Raw genomic sequence first — 17,448 nt, forward strand, 5'->3', positions numbered from 1 at the left:
GCCCAAGACGAAAAAGGTCTTTTATTAGATGAATCCGACTACCACAAACGAGCAGCTTTCTCCCTGGCCCTGGCAGGTAAGCGACAGCAAGATAAGCTTCGACAGGGCCGCCATGGCGACTGCGCTCAAAGATTTCAGCCGCGCCTGCTACCTGGTCAACGACAGCGACCTAGGTGTGGGCATCGCCACCGAGGCGAGCCTGATGACCAATAATCAAGGCTCGGGCGCTCAGGCCTCGGGCCACCCGGTCAGCGCCTTCACCCCGGCCCTGGGCACTGAGAGCCTGGGCGATGGCAACTTTCGCCGGGTGCACGGTGTCAAGTACGCCTACTATGCCGGCGCCATGGCCAATGGCATCTCGTCGGAAGAACTAGTGATCGCCCTAGGCAAGGCGGGGATCCTCTGCTCCTTCGGCGCTGCGGGACTCATCCCCAGCCGGGTCGAGCAGGCGATCGAGCGTATCCAAACCGCGCTGCCAAACGGCCCCTACATGTTTAACCTGATCCACAGCCCGAGCGAGCCTGCACTGGAGCGCGGCAGCGTCGAGCTCTTCCTCAAGCATAAGGTGCGCACGGTCGAGGCCTCGGCCTTCCTGGGGCTAACGCCGCAGATCGTCTACTATCGCGCCGCAGGCCTGAGCCGCGACGCCAACGGCAACATCGTCATAGGCAACAAGGTGATCGCCAAGGTAAGCCGCACCGAGGTCGCCGAGAAGTTTATGCAGCCAGCGCCTATAAAGATGCTGCAAAAGTTAGTAGACGAGGGCTTGATCACCCATGATCAGATGGAGATGGCTCAGGCTGTGCCCATGGCCGACGATATCACCGCGGAGGCGGACTCGGGCGGCCACACGGATAACCGTCCTCTGGTGACCCTGCTGCCGACCATTTTGGCACTCAAGGAGGAGATCCAGGACAAGTATCAATATGCCACGCCCCTGCGCGTCGGCTGTGGCGGTGGCATAGGCACTCCAGATGCGGCCCTGGCGGCCTTCAACATGGGCGCGGCCTACATAGTGACAGGCTCTATCAACCAGTCCTGTGTCGAGGCGGGCGCCAGCGAGCACACCCGCAAGCTGCTGGCCACCACAGAGATGGCCGATGTCACCATGGCACCGGCCGCCGACATGTTTGAGATGGGCGTTAAGCTGCAGGTGGTCAAGCGCGGCACCCTATTCCCCATGCGCGCCAACAAGCTATATGAGATCTACAGCCGCTACGACTCGATAGAGGCGATACCTGTCGATGAGCGCGACAAGCTGGAGAAACAGGTGTTTCGCGCCAGTTTAGATGAGATCTGGGCCGGCACAGTCGCTCATTTTAATGAGCGCGATCCTAAGCAGATAGAGCGCGCCGAGGGGAACCCCAAGCGTAAGATGGCGCTGATCTTCCGCTGGTATCTGGGGCTGTCGAGCCGTTGGTCGAACACCGGCGAGCAGGGCCGCGAGATGGACTATCAGATCTGGGCGGGTCCCGCGCTGGGCGCCTTCAACCAGTGGGCCAAGGGCAGCTACCTGGATGACTACAGCAAGCGTCATGCTGTGGATCTGGCCAAACACCTGATGTATGGCGCCGCCTATCTGGCGCGGGTCAACGCCATCAAGGCACAGGGGATCAAGCTGCCTGGCGAGCTCTTGCGTTACAAGCCGCAAGTGGCGCTGGCGTGAGCCTGACCATCGGCTAACTCGGACTCTAGCTAGATCAAAAAAAAGCCACCCCAGGGTGGCTTTTTTGTCGGCTTATACATCTATTGCCTAGCCCCTATGAATCAGTCTTGCGCCTGGCTCGGAGTCAGGATCAGCCTGGCCTCTATCTCTCCCGGCAGCAGCGGCGTCGCCGCGCCGCGGGCATACTCGCTAAAGCCTGCGCGGTAGTATTTCGACAAGGGGTGGCCCGACTGACCACCGGGGATAGCCATGATGGCTCGCTCCTCATAACCTGGCTGTACGATGAAACGCTGGGAGGCGCCGAAACTCTTGCGCTGCACTGCCGGCATGAAGGTATCGCCAAAACCAGCCACCTTAGGCATATCCAGCCAGCGACTCAGCAGCGGGAACTGGCGACTAAAGGGATGCTGTATCGCTAACGTATTCACCCGCCCCCAATTAAGCGCATTCAGCTCACCATCCTCGCTGTATTTATCTAGCAGCTCGTCGCGGGCGGTGACATAGCTGGCGATCACCAGCTCATCCCAGCTGGCGACATCTTGTGGCAGCCAGTCGGCAGGCTGCTGCTTGACCAGTTGCCAGATGGCGGGCTCCAGGTAACGCTTGAGCACAGAGAGACTCAACTGGGCGCTATTTAGCTCGGCTTCCACCGGCGCAAAGGCGCTGTCTAACATCTGGCTGCGAAACGCTTTCACCAGGGTGAAGCCCACCGACTCGGCGCAGGCACACTCCTGCCAGTCGCGCAGCTGCACTATATCCTTAGCAAAACGCTTAGGCTCGCGCATCAAGCTCTCCAACAGAAAAGCCTGCCAGGGACGGTAGAAGCGAGCCTGATTATCGAGCTGAATGCGATAGAAGTCGCTCTCATCGAACAGCTCCTGCTCCAGCAGCCGGTCGCGGATCTGCGCGCTTCTGGCCCCCAGGGCGTAGCCGCCATCGCCGTAACGCTCTGCCTCTTGGGTCGACATCACCCTGGCATTAGCGCTCCACAGCCTGTCGCTAGTGGGATCCTGAAGCGACGGCAGCACCTTGTCTCTCTCTTGCCACTTATCCCAGGCTATCTCCTCACTTGGCAGGGCGATATCGCTGCTATTGGTGCGCGCAGGGACGGCGCCGGCAAGCTGCCAGGCGGCGTGGCCCTTATCATCGGCCAGCATCAGGTTCTGCACCGGGATCCCGAAACCGCTGGCCTTGGCCATCGCCTCGGGCACACTATCTATCTGCTCCAGCGCCATCAGCTCCATATTGACCGCATACTCTTGATGAGCGACCCAGGCCAGGGCATAGGCCTGCTCCCCCAGGCGGCGAACCGGACCGAAGCGCGACAGCGTGATGGCATAGTCCTGCTCCCCCTTTGGCAGCTTAATGGTCTCGTGGACCACCTCAAGCGGCTCATCTTTGTCCAGCGCCACCCAGTCGGCGGTGTCGATATAGGCGTTGGTAAACCCCCAGGCCAGCTTGCCGTTGCTGCCGACCACAATCGCCGGTGCGCCGGGCAGTGACACGCCGGTCACCTGCACCGCCTTGCCCTCACCATCCGGGTAGTTTAGCTGCGCGCGGTACCAGATGATGGGCACGGCGAAGGAGAGGTGCATATCATCTGACAGCATGGCGCTGCCGGTGCGGGTCATCTTGCCTGTCACCGCCCAGTTGTTGCTGCCCACTTCGATGGGCTCCTCTAAGGTCACCGCCAGGCGCTGGGCCAGGGTCGAGGCCGTGCTCTGTTGTAGACTGACGCTTGGACTTAGCTTTGGAATTGCCGGCGGATCCGATGGAAACAGACTGTTATCCAGCGCCGCCTGATAATTTGAGGTCTGGGTGATAAAACTGCGCATCTCCGGACCGAAGCGGCGCTCGACATGATCAAGGGCGAGATCACGCTTGGGGCCATTGCCCTGCAGATCCAGATACATGCTGTAGATCACCAGCAGGCTGTCCGCGGGTCGCCATGGCTCACGCTTGGCACGGGTCAGAAGATACTCGAACGAGGGCAGCGACTGGGCGGTGAGCGCGCGATTGACGCCGTCGGCATAGCGCTGCAACAGCTGTTGCTGGGCGGTGGGCAGATGACGATAGATATGCTCGGCGCGCTTTCTCAGCTGATGGAAGCGGCGCGATTCATCCAGTGCCAGGGCGGGCTTACCAAACAACTCGGCCAGCTCACCGGCAGAGTTGCGTCTGAGCAGATCCATCTGAAAAAACCTGTCCTGGCCGTGGGCAAATCCCAGGGCAAAGGCGGCATCCTGACGATTCTCGGCGTGGACCACCGCTGTGCCCAGGCGATCCCGCTCTATGCTGGTCTTGGCCGAGATCTGACTAGTTTGAACCTCGCCAGAGAGTTTGGGCAGGCTGAGATTGAGGCTGACATAGACGCCGACCACCAGCAGAAAAACAAGCGATAGTAGGATGAGCAACAGGGTTTTCAGGTGTCTTAACATGAGATAAGCGAGTGATAAGTCAATGGAAACTCATCATAACAAAAGTTGCTTACTTGTTAAGCTCCTAAAACAAATTTGTATTTGTTTTCTAGGCCAAGGCCGCGCTACCCCATAGGATGAAGGTTAACGCGCCAAGGTACGATCTCCCGGATGGTCCCCCGGATAGTTGTCGATGATCCAGTCGACGATACGCATAATACGCGCGTCACGCTTCTTGGAAGTCTTGTAGGCGATGTAATAGGTCAGTCCCGAAAGACAAGTCGGCAGGTCCAGTTTCACCAGATTTCCCGAGTCCAGCTCCACCTTGAGTGTCTGCTCTAGCCCCAATACTATCCCCTGGCCATAGATAGCCGCCTGCACTGCCAGCATGTTGTGATTGAAGAAGATCTTCTTCTGGTTGGGACTGATGGCGATATCATTGTTTCTAAACCAAGTATCCCAATCGACGCCATAGTCTTTATGTTTGGAATAGAGCAGACAATGTTGATCTAGGGTCGCCAGGCTGATCCCCTGTGACTGAGCAAGATAATCTGGGCTGCAGAAGGCCACCAGCTTCTCGGTGACCAGAGGGATGATGGTATAACCGTCCTGACATTCCCGGGTGACGATAAAGATATCGGCGATCATGTCACTCATCTCAATATCATTCTGGAACATGCCAACATTGATATTGAGCTCCGGGTACATCTGCCTAAGCTGCTCCATCTTAGGCACCAGCCATCTGGCCGCCAGCGAGGTATAGGAATGCACCCTCACCTCACCCGCCATGTTCTGCACCAGGCTGGAGCAGACGCTGTTGAGATCGTAAAACACAGGTGCCAGGCGCTCTCTGAGCTCTATGCCCGCCTCGGTAAGATTGATCTTTCCGCCTTGCCTGTAAAATAACTTCTCTAAGAAATAGTCTTCCAGCTGCTTTATCTGCTGTGACACCGCACTCTGGGTGATACACAGTTCATTGGCCGCGAGGGAACAACTTTCTAATCTGGCACATGCCTCAAATATCTGCAGTGCTCTTAGTGGAATATTATTGTTCATGATTCTTTAGCAAAGCGAAAACCGAATCAAAATGCTAACAAGGGATCTGCAGAAAAGATGTAACGCCGCGCACAATATCTAAGTTAACACCAGGTTAAATTACTGATTCATTGCGGTAATCAGACTAAGATCACTAAGTGACAAGCATGAGCTAGTGATATCGACCACAGACGGCAACTTAAGTGGGGGGTGACAGCAGATCCTGCGGCCAACCCCACTCCTCACGCCGCTCGTTGAGCCCCTATCGCCGAAGCCGGCTATTCTCCCTGAGGCGCCAGCAGCGGCCTTACCGCCTCGCTCAGCTCATCAAGAAAGGTCTGCGCCAGAGTAAATCGTTGCAACATCTTGATAAAGCCGTGAATCGTGCCCTCATACATCTTGTAAGACACAGGCACACCGGCCAGTTTTAGCTTCTGCGCATAGTTAAAGCCATCGTCACACAGGGGATCGTACTCGGCGGTATAGATGAGCGCCGGCGGCAGACAGCTATGGCTGGCGGCATCTAAGGGCGAGCAGTAGGGGTTTTGTCCATCGGCCGGACTGCGAAGATAATGCCCCCAATAATATTTCATGCTCTCTCTTTGCAAAAGATAACCAGTGCCGTGAAGCTTTGCCGAGTCCGTGTCCCAGCCATAATGCACAGCCGGATACACCAGCACCTGACAGGCTAGCAGAGGCCCCATCTCATCGCGCAGCCTCAAGGTCACTGCGGCGGCTAGATTACCGCCGGCGCTGTCGCCCATGATACCGATACGCTTAGGGTCCAGCCCCAGCGCCTTAGCCTGTTCAAACACCCAGAGCGTCGCGTTGTAACAATCGTCCATGGGAATAGGAAACTTATGCTCAGGTGCCTTCTGATAGTTCACCGCGATCACCACGGCCCCGGTGCGATTGGCCAGGGCGCGGCTAAAGTGATCATTGGTCTCTATGTTAGACACCACCCAACCGCTGCCATGAATAAAGATCAGCGCTGGTGCGCCAGCCTCAGGCACCTCTATGCCCAGGGGGCGATAGATACGTACGGGCAGATCCGCCGTCGGGCCGGGAATAAAACTGTGGATCACCTCACTGACGGCCTCAGGCGTCTTACCCGCATTGGCGATGGCGAGATCCGTCAGCTCCTGACGTCTGGCCTCGGCAGGCGTCATCGTCTCATAGGCAGGCGCCCCTGAATCTTCAACCTCTTGTAAAAATTGCGCTACCTCGGGATCGAGTGGCATGACTAACTCCTTATACTTAAAGCGCCTTAGATTGAGTCGCCCCCAAGCTGCGCTCGTTTCACCGTCGCCATTCACAAGGCTCATCCGGTCTCATCTTGCTGATAAAGATACAGAAATGGAGGCGCCTATTAGGCGACCTCCATCCCAATTTGCGTCTATTGCGGCTTACTTGCCTTGCCACACAGGGTCACGTTTCTCGGCGAAGGCCGCTGGGCCTTCCAGCGCATCTTCAGAATGCAGCACACTCGGATAGTGCTTAAGCTGACCACTGCGGATGTGGGCATAGCCCTGTTCGACCGACAGCTCGCCAGTCTCACGATAGATCTCCTTGATGGCCGCCAGGGCAAGTGGTGCGCTCTGGCTGATCTCGTTTGCCAACTCACGAGCCGTCTCCATCAGTGCTTCTTGCTCAACCACACGGTTGACCACACCCCAGCGCAATGCCTCCTGAGCGTCCATGGTGCGGCCCGTCATCATCAACTCGTTAACGATAGGTGCAGGCAGCAACTTAGGCAGACGCAGCATGCCGCCGCTGTCTGGCACTATGCCTAACTTGGCCTCTGGCAGCGCGAAGCTAGCGTTGTCGGCGCAGACGATCAGATCAGCCGCCAGAGCAAGCTCGAAACCGCCACCGAAGGCATAGCCATTGACCGCGGCGATCACCGGCTTGTCGAGATCGAACAGTTCGGTCAAACCGGCAAAGCCACCCGGGCCGAAGTCTGCATCTGGTGCCTCTCCCTCTGCCGCCGCCTTGAGATCCCAACCCGCAGAGAAGAAACGCGCGCCGGCACCGGTAATGATGGCGACCCTTAGCTCGGGATCGTCACGAAATGCCAGGAAGACTTCTCCCATCTCGTAACTGGTTTTTGCATCGATGGCATTGGCCTTAGGTCTGTCTAAAACGATCTCTAAGATGCTGCCATTACGGGTCACGTGTAATGATTCGCTCATGTTACTACTCCATTGAAGTTATCGCGTGATAACGGAAAAATTTGTACGGCTCGTGGCCTCAACGGGTCTCGAGCAGTTTCTTATCGACTTTGCAGGTGCAGGTGCGGGGAAAGCTCTTGCGGATCTCCACCACACTGGGCACCTTAAACTTGGCCATGTTGGCGCTACAAAACGCCAAGATCTCCTCTCGGGTGAGTGACTGGCCTGGGGCGAAGATGACAAACGCCTTAACGGCCTGATCTCGAATCGGATCGGCTATGCCGATGACGGCGGCATCCTGGATGGCGGGGTGTGACATCAGCACGTTCTCCACCTCTGTGCTGGAGATGTTCTCGCCCGAACGCTTGATCATGTTGCTCTTGCGATCGACGAAGTAGAACAGGCCTCGCTCATCCACGTAGGCCTTGTCGCCGGTGAGCAGCCAACCATCGTCACCTAACGCCGCCCGGGTCGCCTGTGGGTCCTGGTAATACTCTTTAAACAGGCTGCGGCCAGGCACGCCCTTGACCCAGAGATCGCCCACCTGGTTAGGGGCCACCTCCCGCCCTGTCTCATCGGTCACCTTGGCTTCATATCCCAGCCCGGGACGTCCTATTGATGGCCAATGGCGAGGCTCGCCGGGCGTGTCGCCAATCAAGCCCACCAGGGTCTCTGTCATGCCGTAGGAGTTAAACAGGGTCACCTTGAAGCGCGTCTCGAAATCCAGCTTCTCCTGATCTGAGATATGCATGAAAAACAGCATATCCCGCAAACAATGCTGGTCTTCCCCCTCGGCCACGGGTTGCAGCATCAGGGTGCGCAGGATCATCGGCATGCTATGGGTCAGCGTGGCTCGGTAGTCGCAAATCTGCTTCCAGAAACGGCGGGCGCTGTATTTCTCCAACATCACCAGGCAAGCGCCGACGGTAAACACCGCCATGGCCGCATTGCACTGAAAATCGATGTGAAAATTGGGCATCATGGAGAGATACCTGTCCTTGGCCGTCAAGCGGGTCTGCCAGGCGGTATAGTGCCCGGCAAATTGCAGGTTGCAGTGGGTGAGCACCACTCCCTTGGGTAAAGAAGTCGTCCCCGAGGTAAAGAGGATCTCCGCGGGGTCTTCGCTTTCCAGCGGCACATGCAGGTCGAGAGTTGGCGCCTGCAGTGCTAACTGATCATCGAAATTCACCCGCCCCGCAAACTGCTCTCCCGCAGCACGGGCGACCAAGACCTGCTCGAGCCTTTGACCCTTCGCCGCCACCGCCTCATAGATAGGCAGAAAGCTTGGCTCTGTCACCAGGGCGGTGACGTCACACTTGGTCAGTATGTAGCTGCACTCACCCTGCACATATTGGGTGTTGATAGGCACGATCACCGCGCCTATCTTGGCCAGACCAAACCAGCAGAAGATAAACTCCGGGCTGTTATAAAGCTGCACCGCCACCTTGTCGCCCTTGGCTATTCCCTGTTTGAGGAAGAGGTTGGCCGCCCGGTTAATCTGGGCGTCCAGGGATTGATAGGTAAAGGTGCGGATATCGCCGCCAGCATCTTCATATATCAATGCCGTGTTATCACTGTACTGCTGAGCACGCTCCTGCCACATGCACCTTAATGTTCTGCTGCCCACGATATCCATCACTTGCCTCACTTACCTTCAAACACCTTGGCAAGACCCTTGGCGCTCAGCGCCGCGATCTCTTCTGCCGAATAACCGATATCGCTCAAAATCGCCTCGGTATCCATGCCGTGCTTAGGCATTCCGCGCCAGATCTTGCCTGGGTTGTTCTTGAACTTAGGCATCACGTTAGGGCCCTTGTAGGCCTTGCCATCGATGTTGGTCCACTCGGTGATAGACTCACGCGCCTGGTACTGAGGATTTCCTTCCAACTCGGGGATGGTCAGCACCTTGGCACAGGCAATCTTCAGCTCGGCAAAGCGTGCCAACACGGCTTCGATGGTCTTGCCGTTGAGGTAGTTGTCCAGGCTGGTCTCGACTTCGTCGCCAAATGGGCATTCCACCCTATGGATAAGCTGAGTGCCCTCTGGGATCTCAGGCGTTGCCCACAGGTGGCTAATGCCCATATCCTTGAACATCTCTTCGATCTGCATGGCACCCACCAGCTCCATAACGATGTAGCCATCGGCACACTTGTAGAGGCCGCAACCGGCATAGTAAGGATCTTTGCCTTTGGTCATGCGTGGGCAGACTTCGCCGCCGTTGAAGTAATCCATCATGAAGTACTGCCCCATGCGCAGCATCACCTCATACATGGCCACATCGATACTCTCGCCGACACCCGTCTCGCGTACCTTATGCAGGGCCGCCAAGGCCGCCGTGGTCACCGTCATCCCCGAGAAGTAATCGGCGGTATAAGGGAAAGCCGGCATTGGCTGGTCTTTGTCGCCGTTTTGGATCAGGTAACCACTGAAGGCCTGGGCGATAGTGTTGTAGGCCGCAAGATTGGTGTACTCATCGGTGCCGTACTGGCCGAAACCAGACAGGTGAGCGACCACCAATTTAGGATTGTGTTGCCATAACACCTCATCTGTGATGCCACGACGGGCAAAGGCAGGGCCCTTACTGGCCTCGATGAAGATGTCTGTAGTCTCCATCAACTTAAGGAAGGCATCTCGGCCTTCATCCTTAAAGATATTGAGCGACAGGGCATGCAGGTTACGACGCGACAGCTCTGGATAGTGAGGCTGCACGCGAATGGTATCTGTGTAGGCGACGTTTTCAATCCAGATCACCTCGGCGCCCCACTCGGCCAACATCTGCGCCGCAAAAGGACCGGCAATTTCAATCCCTGAGAACACCACACGCAGGCCCGACAGGGGACCAAATTGCGGGGTAAATAACTTCTTCGACATATCTAACATCCTTTTTTACACAAACCCGTCCCCGGCACTAATACAAAGGCATCAATGCGGTAGCGAATTTACAAACTTAATAGAGTGTGAGGAGGACGGCGGCCATCACACCGCCATCCGTGGGCAGCGACGCTGGGAGCCGCGCCGCTACCCTCCCCGCTTAGCGATATTGTTTCAACACGGCGCGGCCTAAGGTGAGGATCTGCATCTCATCCGAACCACCGGATACGCGGTCGACGCGGATGTCGCGCCACATACGACTGATGCGATGTTCACCGGCGATAGCATAGCCACCCAGTACCTGCATGGCGGAGTCGATCACCTCGAAGCCGGCATTGGCACAGAAGTATTTACACATGGCCGAGTCACCCGATGTCATGGTGCCTTGATCGCACTTCCAGGCCGTTTCATAGACCATGTTCTTCATGCTGTTGAGCTTGATGGCCATGTGAGCAAACTTGTCTTGGATCAGCTGGAAGCGACCGATAGTCTCGCCAAACTGTACGCGCTGGTTGGCGTACTTGGCCGCATCTTCGAAGGCGCAGTAGGCCGCGCCATAGTTGGTCAATGCCACCAGGAAACGCTCCGAGTCGAACTCTTCCTTCACACGTAGGAAGCCGTTGCCCTCGATACCGAACATGTCAGACTCTTCCAGCTCGACCTCGTCGAACTGCAGCTCGCAGCAGCTGTCCATCTTCAGACCCAGCTTAGGTAGCTTGCTCAGCTTGATGCCCGGCTTGGTCATGTCGACAAACCACTCGGTGAAGATTGGCTTCTCGCTGTCTGCATCTTTGGCCATCACTACCACATAGGGGATACCTGCGGCGCTGGTGATGAAACACTTGCTACCCGTCAGGTAGACCTTGCCGTTGCGACGCTTGTAGGTGGTCAGCAGGCTGCCCACATCAGAACCCGCGCTTGGTTCGGTAATGGCCGAGTTCCACATCTGCTTACCCGTGCCACGCAGCGCCATGATCTTATCGATCTGATCTTGGTTACCGTGTCTCAGCACAGTGGCGATGCCAGGTAGTTGATACAGTACATAGGTTGGCGCGCCCAGGCGGCCCAGCTCCTCCCAGATCGCCGTCAGGGTCACCATGCCCTCTTCGAAGCCACCGTGCTCCTCTGGCAGCAGCAGGCTATCGATACCCATCTCGGCCAGCTCTTTGACAAACCTTTCAGGGTACTGGCTATTTTCGTCACACTCGGCAAAATAGCTTTCCCAGTTCTCCTTCGCCATGAGATCGCGAATACCAGAAACGAATAGCTCTTGCTCGTCGGTTAATTTAAAGTCCATCGTATATTCCTATCTTTACAGTTAACGGCTGCTTAGTGGGAGGGCCCCATTAAGAAGCCCAATTGTTTTTACGTGCATCTTTCAAGAAAGAGATGATCACCAGGATGTTGACGATCACCAGCGGCGCCCCGCCGGCAATGATGGCGGTTTGCAGGGGTTTCAACCCACCCAGTGACAGCAACACGATACCGATCACCCCCACCAACACAGACCAACCCACACGGATCCACACAGGTGGCTCGTTGTCGGCGTCGGCGCCCTTACAGGTCGACATGGCCAGGGTGTAAGAACAGGCATTGATCAGAGTCACTGTGGCGAGGAAACAGAGGATGAAGAAGCCCCACATGGTGATAGTGCTCATCGGCAAGGCAGCCCAGGTCTCGATGATGGCGCGTGGCGCCCCATGATCTTGGATCAACTGGCCCATGTTGATGATGCTTTCGTGCATCAGGTTCACAGTGTTACTACCGAGGATGGTCCACAGGAACCAGGTAGAAGCGGTAAGACCCAATACCATGGTCAGACACAGCTCACGCACTGTGCGGCCACGAGAGATCTTAGCCAGGAAGATACACATCTGGATGCCATACACGACCCACCAGGCCCAGTAGAATACGGTCCAGTCTTGTGGCCAGCTGTCGGCGCTGATTGAGCTGGTGTAGAACAGCATGCGTGGCAGGTAAGCCAGCATCACACCGACGGACTCGGTGAAGTAGTTAACGGTAAAGCTGGTCGCACCGATCAGGAACACCCAGAACAGCATGATGATGCTCAGGTAGCTGCGCAGGTCACTGGCGATCTTAATGCCCTTAGTCAGGCCGAAGGCCACACACACGGCGTTGAAGATGATCCACACAGAGATCACGAAGGTATCCACTTCTATGGTGCGCTCAATGCCGAACAACCACTGAATACATTCGGTCACCAGCGGCGTCGCCAAACCAAGGCTAGTGCCCATGGCAAGGATTAGTGCTACCACATAGATGTTGTCGATGAATGTGCCGAGGATCCCCTTGTGATGCTTACCTAGCACTGGGGCCAGGGTACCGCTGGGGCGAACCACGTCCATCTTCTTCACAAACAGGAAGTAACCTAAGGCGACGGTAAAGAAGCCATATCCCATCCAAGGCAAGGGGCCCCAGTGGAAGAGACTATAGGCCACACCAAGCTCCTTGGCCTGTACCGACATCGACTGAATTTCGAATGGCGGGTAGGTCAGATAGTAGTATGCCTCTAACGAGCCCCAGTAGAGCACGGCGGCGGAGGTACAGGAGGCAAACATCAAGAAGATCCAGCTTCCTGTGCTGAACTCAGGTTTTTCCTGACCCAGACGGTTGTTGGCATAGGGTCCCCATACCAGCCAACCCCAACCTATGGCCAGGGCAATCATGTACCACTCAAATGCCCATCCCCAAGAGTGGGTCAGATAATGAAATACTTCCTTGATAACAACATTGGCCGCATCGAGATCTCTTACGGTCAAGTAAGAGAGCAATATCACGGCAATCAGAGAAGGGAAAAAGATTTTAGGTTCAATCGTCACCTTCTTCTTTTTCCCTTCTGCGAGATCAAATCCCATGGTTTTTTCGTTCATCTTAATAGATCTCCCTCTTTTTAGGAGGACAATAGGTAAAAGCCAATTTCATCCGTACATTTATGTTTTATCGACAAGCAGACCTCGACCAAACACTTCCACATACAATTGATAAGCAGTTTTTATTTTGTTTCACCACACAACTTTAATTACACCGCAATTAACGAGTAATTAAATGGTTAGCAGGCATTTAAATAATACGCAGGCAATCTTATTGTTCAGTGATCGTTATCACGTATAAATAAAATCAATAAAAAAGCCATAAATACAGACCATTCAAATGACATCTATAAGACATAATTGATCATCGACACGGTCACAAAAAACATGTGCTCACGATATCAAATTAGAAATAAAAAGTGATTTAAATCATAGTGAAACCAGCTAACGCCATACAACCCAAGGCAAGAAAAACCATAAAATACAACAACTTACGACTTGATGGCGATAATAAAATCTAGAATCAAGACGACTAACAATAAATACTAAATAGGTTATTAGAAAATCTAAAAATGACAGAATAAGTTTGACTTAACTGGTCATAAGAAAAGCTAAACCATCTTATTAGCCATACTTATACCCTTTTAAATAAAACTAAAAAATATTAGATATATTAGCCTGACTAATATATCTGTTAGAAACCCTATCAGGTAAAAATTAAATTCAAAGCATAAATGTGAAGCGTGTAACATCAGATTAAATATTTATGATCCTATAATTACCCCACAGTCAATCAACAGAATGGCAAATACAAATTATTTATCGTCTATCTGTAGCGACTACATGTTTAATTCTATTAATGAGAATTCTAGATCATCTGTCTCACTCAACGACAGCAGATCATCAGAATTAGTATTTTATCGTTTTGATTAGGCCATAAATAAACACTGATAATTTGGAGATATAATGAAAATTATTACCTGCTATAAACTGGTCCCCGAAGAACAAGACATATCGGTAAATGGTGACGGCTCGCTAGATACCAACAAGGCCGCCCCTAAGATTAACCCTTTCGATCTCAACGCCGTCGAAGCCGGTGTACAGCTTAAAGCTATGGTTGAAGGCAGTCAGCTCACCGCCCTAAGTGTTGGCGGCAAAGCACTGGATAATCCCAAGGCACGCAAAGATATCCTCTCCCGTGGTCCTGACGATCTGACGCTAGTGATCGATGAGCAATTTGAAGCACTACTGCCCCATCAAACCGCACGTGTTCTTGCTAGCACAGCACGTCAATGCGAGTTTGACCTGATCCTGTGTGGCGATGGCTCGGGCGATCTATTCGCCCAACAGGTGGGCATGCAATTGGGTGAACTGCTTAATGTCAGTTGCATCAATGCCGTCAGCAAGATTGTGTCGGCTACGAACAGCACACTAACGGTAGAAAGAGCCCTGGACGATGAAGTTGAAGTGCTGGAGATCGACCTACCTGCAGTGCTCTCAGTTTCTGCCGACATCAATGAACCTCAGATCCCATCGATGAAGACGATTCTGGCGGCGGCGAAGAAGCCCGTTACCACACTCGACACCCAAGCGTTGGCTCTGGAAGCGCTACCTAAACTGGTCGACGCCATCAGTGTTGTCGCACCTAAACAGGCCGAGCGCGCACAGATCATCGTCGAAGGTGACGATGAGGCGCAAATCGCGGCCTTTGCCGACCATCTACGTAAAGCAATGAACTAATCGAGGGGAATACGATGAGCAAACTATCAAATGTATGGGTATTTAGTGATATTGCCACACGTCTACCCGAGACCATCGCCGGTGGTCGCGCCTTAGGTGAAAAAGTCTCTGCCTTTATCATCGGCAGCGAAGCCGATATCGCCACGGCCTACTCCTACGGCGCCACGCATGTCTATTACCTTGGCAACAAGGCCGATGCTCAGATGGTGGAAGACTATGCAGCTACCATGAGCCAAGCGATCAATGACGGCGACAAGCCAACCCTCGTTTTGCTTCCGGCCACCAAGCGCTGCAAGGCACTGGCAGCAAAACTCAGTGTCCAGCTTGAGGCTGGCCTAATCAACGATGCCACCGAGGTAAGCCTGGATGAAGGCGTCACCGCCAAACATATGGTCTATGGCGGCCTGGCCATAGGTACTGAGAGAATCACCTCCCCCGTGGCCCTGGTCACCCTGGCCAGCGGTGCCTTTGAGCCACAAGCGGCCGATACCTCACTAACGGGTGAAGGGGTCTCCTTAGCTTTCGTTGCGCCTAAACAGGCCATTCGCTGCATCGAGCGCCGCGTCAAGCAAGGCAACAGCGTCGATCTGGGTAAGGCCAAGCGGGTTATCGCCGTCGGTAGCGGCATCGGCAACCTGGACAACCTGGCTCTGGCTGGTGAACTCGCTACAGCCATCCAAGCTGAACTCGGCTGCTCACGCCCTATCGCCGAGACCGAGAAGTGGATGGAGCGCGAACGCTACGTGGGCGTGTCGGGTGTCATGCTTAAACCCGACATCTACCTTGCCCTGGGTATCTCAGGGCAGATCCAGCACATGGTGGGCGCCTTAGGTTCTCAAACCATACTCGCGGTCAACAAAGATAAGAACGCGCCGATCTTCCAATACGTGGATTACGGTCTGGTAGGTGACATCAACAAGGTACTACCAGCCCTTATTCAGGCCATGAAAGGCTAGGCAGATCAAGGCGGAGAGCCGGGCCTAGGGCTCGGCCTCCCTCCCCCAACACAAGAGTGACTAGATATGTCAGAAGAAGCATTTGACGCGATCATCGTTGGCGCCGGGCTCGCAGGCTGCGTCGCCGCCTATGTCCTAGCCAAAGAGGGCGCCGATGTATTGGTGATCGAGCGCGGTAACTACGCCGGCAGCAAAAACATGACGGGTGGACGCCTCTACGCCCATAGTCTGGAGAAGATCATCCCAGGCTTTGCCAAAGAGGCTCCCATAGAACGCAAGGTCACCAAGGAGAAGGTCACCTTCTTGACGGATGATACCGGCGTCACCCTGGATTACCACAACGGCCGCGATCAGAGCCCGCTGCAGGAGTCTTACACCCTGCTTAGGGGCGAGTTTGACCAGTGGCTCATGGGCAAGGCCGAAGAGGTGGGCGCTCAGTTCATCACAGGGATCCGAGTGGACGAGATCCTCACCCAGGATGGCAAGGTTATCGGTGTTAAGGCCGACGGCGATGAGCTTACCGCCAAGGCGGTGATCTTGGCCGAAGGGGTCAACCCCATTTTGGGCGAACAGCTAGGCATGGTGAAGCCTAAGGTAAGCGCCGATGCTATGGCGGTCGGTGCCAAGGAGCTAATCGAGCTCCCCGAGTCGGTGATCAAAGACAGATTTAACCTCAAGGATGACGAAGGCGCCGCCTGGCTATTTGCCGGCTCCCCCTCCAATGGCCTGATGGGTGGCGGCTTTATCTATACCAACCGCAATAGCATCTCCCTAGGCATAGTGTGTGGCCTGCATGGCATAGGTGAGTCGGATAAGAGCGTGCCACAGATGCTGGAAGACTTTAAGAATCACTCGCTCATCAAGCCTCTCATCGAAGGTGGCAAGCTACTGGAATATTCAGGCCATGTAGTGCCCGAGGCGGGTCTCAACATGGTGCCTAAGCTGGTTGACCATGGCGTGCTGATCACCGGCGATGCTGCGGGATTCTGCCTAAACGTCGGTTACACGGTTCGCGGCATGGATCTCGCCATCGCCTCTGGAGAGGCTGCGGCCAAGGCAGTACTCGCGGCGCGCGCCCAGCAAGACTTCTCAGCCCAGGGGCTGAGCAGCTACCAGAGCCTGCTGGAAGAGAGCTTCCTGATGAAGGACATGAAGCTGTACAAGCAGCTCCCCGCCTTCATGGAGACGCCGCGCATCTTCAATCAGTATCCAAAGATGGTGGCCGACATCATGCACGAGATGTTCATCATAGACGGAACCCCTGCGCAGCCACTACGCAAGACGTTGCTGAAACACTGCAAAGAGGTGGGTTTCATGAACCTAATCAAAGATGGTTATAAAGGAGTCACATCAATATGACCGAAGCAGTCAATGTCGACGTGAAATTGGGTGTCAATAAGTTCTATGTCGATGAGGGACACCCACACATCATTCTAAAAGACAACCCGGACATTAAGGAGTATCGCAAGCTGGTAAACGCCTGCCCTGCGGGCCTCTATAAGCTGGAGCAGGACGGCAGCATACGTTTCGACTCCGCCGGTTGCCTGGAATGCGGCACCTGTAAGTTTCTCTGTGGCGAGACCATTCTAGAGAAATGGGAATACCCAAGGGGCACCTTCGGTATCGAATACCGCTACGGATAACCCGTTTGGGATATAAATAAGTCTTTAATCGTTATTATCGCGCCAATAATATGGCAAATAGATATCGGCCATTCAAATAAATTAATACTTGAAACGATATTAATCATAAAAGTTTTAT

The 17,448-nt window shown here is 54.7% G+C and carries 13 protein-coding genes; 5 read left to right on the forward strand and 8 right to left on the reverse strand.

What is annotated here, in order from left to right; genetic code table 11:
- Positions 1-28: 28 nt before the first annotated feature.
- A complete protein-coding gene (gene pfaD / locus K0H80_RS13625; protein ID WP_220071930.1) occupies positions 29-1,666 on the forward strand; it encodes an eicosapentaenoate synthase subunit PfaD in 1,638 nt (545 codons plus the stop codon).
- A 101-nt stretch (positions 1,667-1,767) separates the two neighbouring features.
- Here the strand turns inward: pfaD and K0H80_RS13630 are convergent, their stop codons facing one another.
- The 8 genes from K0H80_RS13630 to caiT form a co-directional block, all read right to left on the reverse strand.
- Complete coding sequence (locus K0H80_RS13630) at positions 1,768-4,104, reverse strand: penicillin acylase family protein (RefSeq protein ID WP_220071931.1); 2,337 nt, start codon at positions 4,102-4,104, stop codon at positions 1,768-1,770.
- A 123-nt stretch (positions 4,105-4,227) separates the two neighbouring features.
- Positions 4,228-5,139: a LysR substrate-binding domain-containing protein gene (locus K0H80_RS13635; protein WP_011866467.1), complete on the reverse strand. Its 912-nt coding sequence runs from the start codon at positions 5,137-5,139 to the stop codon at positions 4,228-4,230.
- A gap of 257 nt (positions 5,140-5,396) precedes the next feature.
- The gene (lipP1, locus tag K0H80_RS13640; RefSeq protein WP_220071932.1) at positions 5,397-6,359 is read right to left on the reverse strand and encodes a LipP1 family hormone-sensitive lipase; all 963 of its coding nucleotides are present in this window, start codon (positions 6,357-6,359) and stop codon (positions 5,397-5,399) included.
- A gap of 165 nt (positions 6,360-6,524) precedes the next feature.
- Positions 6,525-7,310 carry a crotonobetainyl-CoA hydratase gene (caiD, locus tag K0H80_RS13645; RefSeq protein ID WP_220071933.1) on the reverse strand — a complete coding sequence of 262 codons (786 nt, stop codon included), beginning with the start codon at positions 7,308-7,310 and terminating at the stop codon, positions 6,525-6,527.
- A 58-nt stretch (positions 7,311-7,368) separates the two neighbouring features.
- Positions 7,369-8,925: a crotonobetaine/carnitine-CoA ligase gene (gene caiC / locus K0H80_RS13650; protein WP_220073992.1), complete on the reverse strand. Its 1,557-nt coding sequence runs from the start codon at positions 8,923-8,925 to the stop codon at positions 7,369-7,371.
- 8 nt (positions 8,926-8,933) lie between these two features.
- The gene (gene caiB / locus K0H80_RS13655) at positions 8,934-10,160 is read right to left on the reverse strand and encodes an L-carnitine CoA-transferase (protein ID WP_220071934.1); all 1,227 of its coding nucleotides are present in this window, start codon (positions 10,158-10,160) and stop codon (positions 8,934-8,936) included.
- Positions 10,161-10,320: 160 nt separating this feature from the next.
- Complete coding sequence (gene caiA, locus K0H80_RS13660; protein ID WP_011866472.1) at positions 10,321-11,457, reverse strand: crotonobetainyl-CoA dehydrogenase; 1,137 nt, start codon at positions 11,455-11,457, stop codon at positions 10,321-10,323.
- 49 nt (positions 11,458-11,506) lie between these two features.
- Positions 11,507-13,051: an L-carnitine/gamma-butyrobetaine antiporter gene (caiT, locus tag K0H80_RS13665; protein ID WP_011866473.1), complete on the reverse strand. Its 1,545-nt coding sequence runs from the start codon at positions 13,049-13,051 to the stop codon at positions 11,507-11,509.
- Positions 13,052-13,957: 906 nt separating this feature from the next.
- On the opposite strand from caiT, the gene K0H80_RS13670 reads away from it, so the two are divergent.
- From K0H80_RS13670 to K0H80_RS13685, 4 genes are all read left to right on the forward strand, one after another.
- A complete protein-coding gene (locus tag K0H80_RS13670) occupies positions 13,958-14,731 on the forward strand; it encodes an electron transfer flavoprotein FixA (RefSeq protein ID WP_220071935.1) in 774 nt (257 codons plus the stop codon).
- Positions 14,732-14,745: 14 nt separating this feature from the next.
- Complete coding sequence (locus K0H80_RS13675) at positions 14,746-15,687, forward strand: FAD-binding protein (protein ID WP_011866475.1); 942 nt, start codon at positions 14,746-14,748, stop codon at positions 15,685-15,687.
- A 66-nt stretch (positions 15,688-15,753) separates the two neighbouring features.
- A complete protein-coding gene (gene fixC / locus K0H80_RS13680; protein ID WP_220071936.1) occupies positions 15,754-17,046 on the forward strand; it encodes an FAD-dependent oxidoreductase FixC in 1,293 nt (430 codons plus the stop codon).
- Positions 17,043-17,330, forward strand: a complete 288-nt coding sequence (locus K0H80_RS13685) for a ferredoxin family protein (protein WP_011866477.1) — start codon at positions 17,043-17,045, stop codon at positions 17,328-17,330. Before fixC ends, K0H80_RS13685 begins: the two co-directional genes overlap by 4 nt.
- The last annotated feature ends 118 nt before the right edge of the window (positions 17,331-17,448 follow it).

Source organism: Shewanella aegiceratis, from assembly GCF_019457495.1.
GTDB classification, from domain to species: domain Bacteria; phylum Pseudomonadota; class Gammaproteobacteria; order Enterobacterales; family Shewanellaceae; genus Shewanella; species Shewanella loihica.

Excerpts from the sequence above, each read along its gene's own strand:
- K0H80_RS13635 (WP_011866467.1), bottom strand. The coding sequence starts at position 5,139 with ATGAACAATAATATTCCACTAAGAGCACTGCAGATATTTGAGGCATGT.
- pfaD (WP_220071930.1), top strand. The coding sequence starts at position 29 with ATGAATCCGACTACCACAAACGAGCAGCTTTCTCCCTGGCCCTGGCAG.
- K0H80_RS13685 (WP_011866477.1), top strand. The coding sequence starts at position 17,043 with ATGACCGAAGCAGTCAATGTCGACGTGAAATTGGGTGTCAATAAGTTC.
- lipP1 (WP_220071932.1), bottom strand. The coding sequence starts at position 6,359 with ATGCCACTCGATCCCGAGGTAGCGCAATTTTTACAAGAGGTTGAAGAT.
- caiT (WP_011866473.1), bottom strand. The coding sequence starts at position 13,051 with ATGAACGAAAAAACCATGGGATTTGATCTCGCAGAAGGGAAAAAGAAG.
- fixC (WP_220071936.1), top strand. The coding sequence starts at position 15,754 with ATGTCAGAAGAAGCATTTGACGCGATCATCGTTGGCGCCGGGCTCGCA.
- caiC (WP_220073992.1), bottom strand. The coding sequence starts at position 8,925 with ATGGATATCGTGGGCAGCAGAACATTAAGGTGCATGTGGCAGGAGCGT.
- K0H80_RS13670 (WP_220071935.1), top strand. The coding sequence starts at position 13,958 with ATGAAAATTATTACCTGCTATAAACTGGTCCCCGAAGAACAAGACATA.
- caiA (WP_011866472.1), bottom strand. The coding sequence starts at position 11,457 with ATGGACTTTAAATTAACCGACGAGCAAGAGCTATTCGTTTCTGGTATT.
- caiD (WP_220071933.1), bottom strand. The coding sequence starts at position 7,310 with ATGAGCGAATCATTACACGTGACCCGTAATGGCAGCATCTTAGAGATC.
- K0H80_RS13675 (WP_011866475.1), top strand. The coding sequence starts at position 14,746 with ATGAGCAAACTATCAAATGTATGGGTATTTAGTGATATTGCCACACGT.
- K0H80_RS13630 (WP_220071931.1), bottom strand. The coding sequence starts at position 4,104 with ATGTTAAGACACCTGAAAACCCTGTTGCTCATCCTACTATCGCTTGTT.
- caiB (WP_220071934.1), bottom strand. The coding sequence starts at position 10,160 with ATGTCGAAGAAGTTATTTACCCCGCAATTTGGTCCCCTGTCGGGCCTG.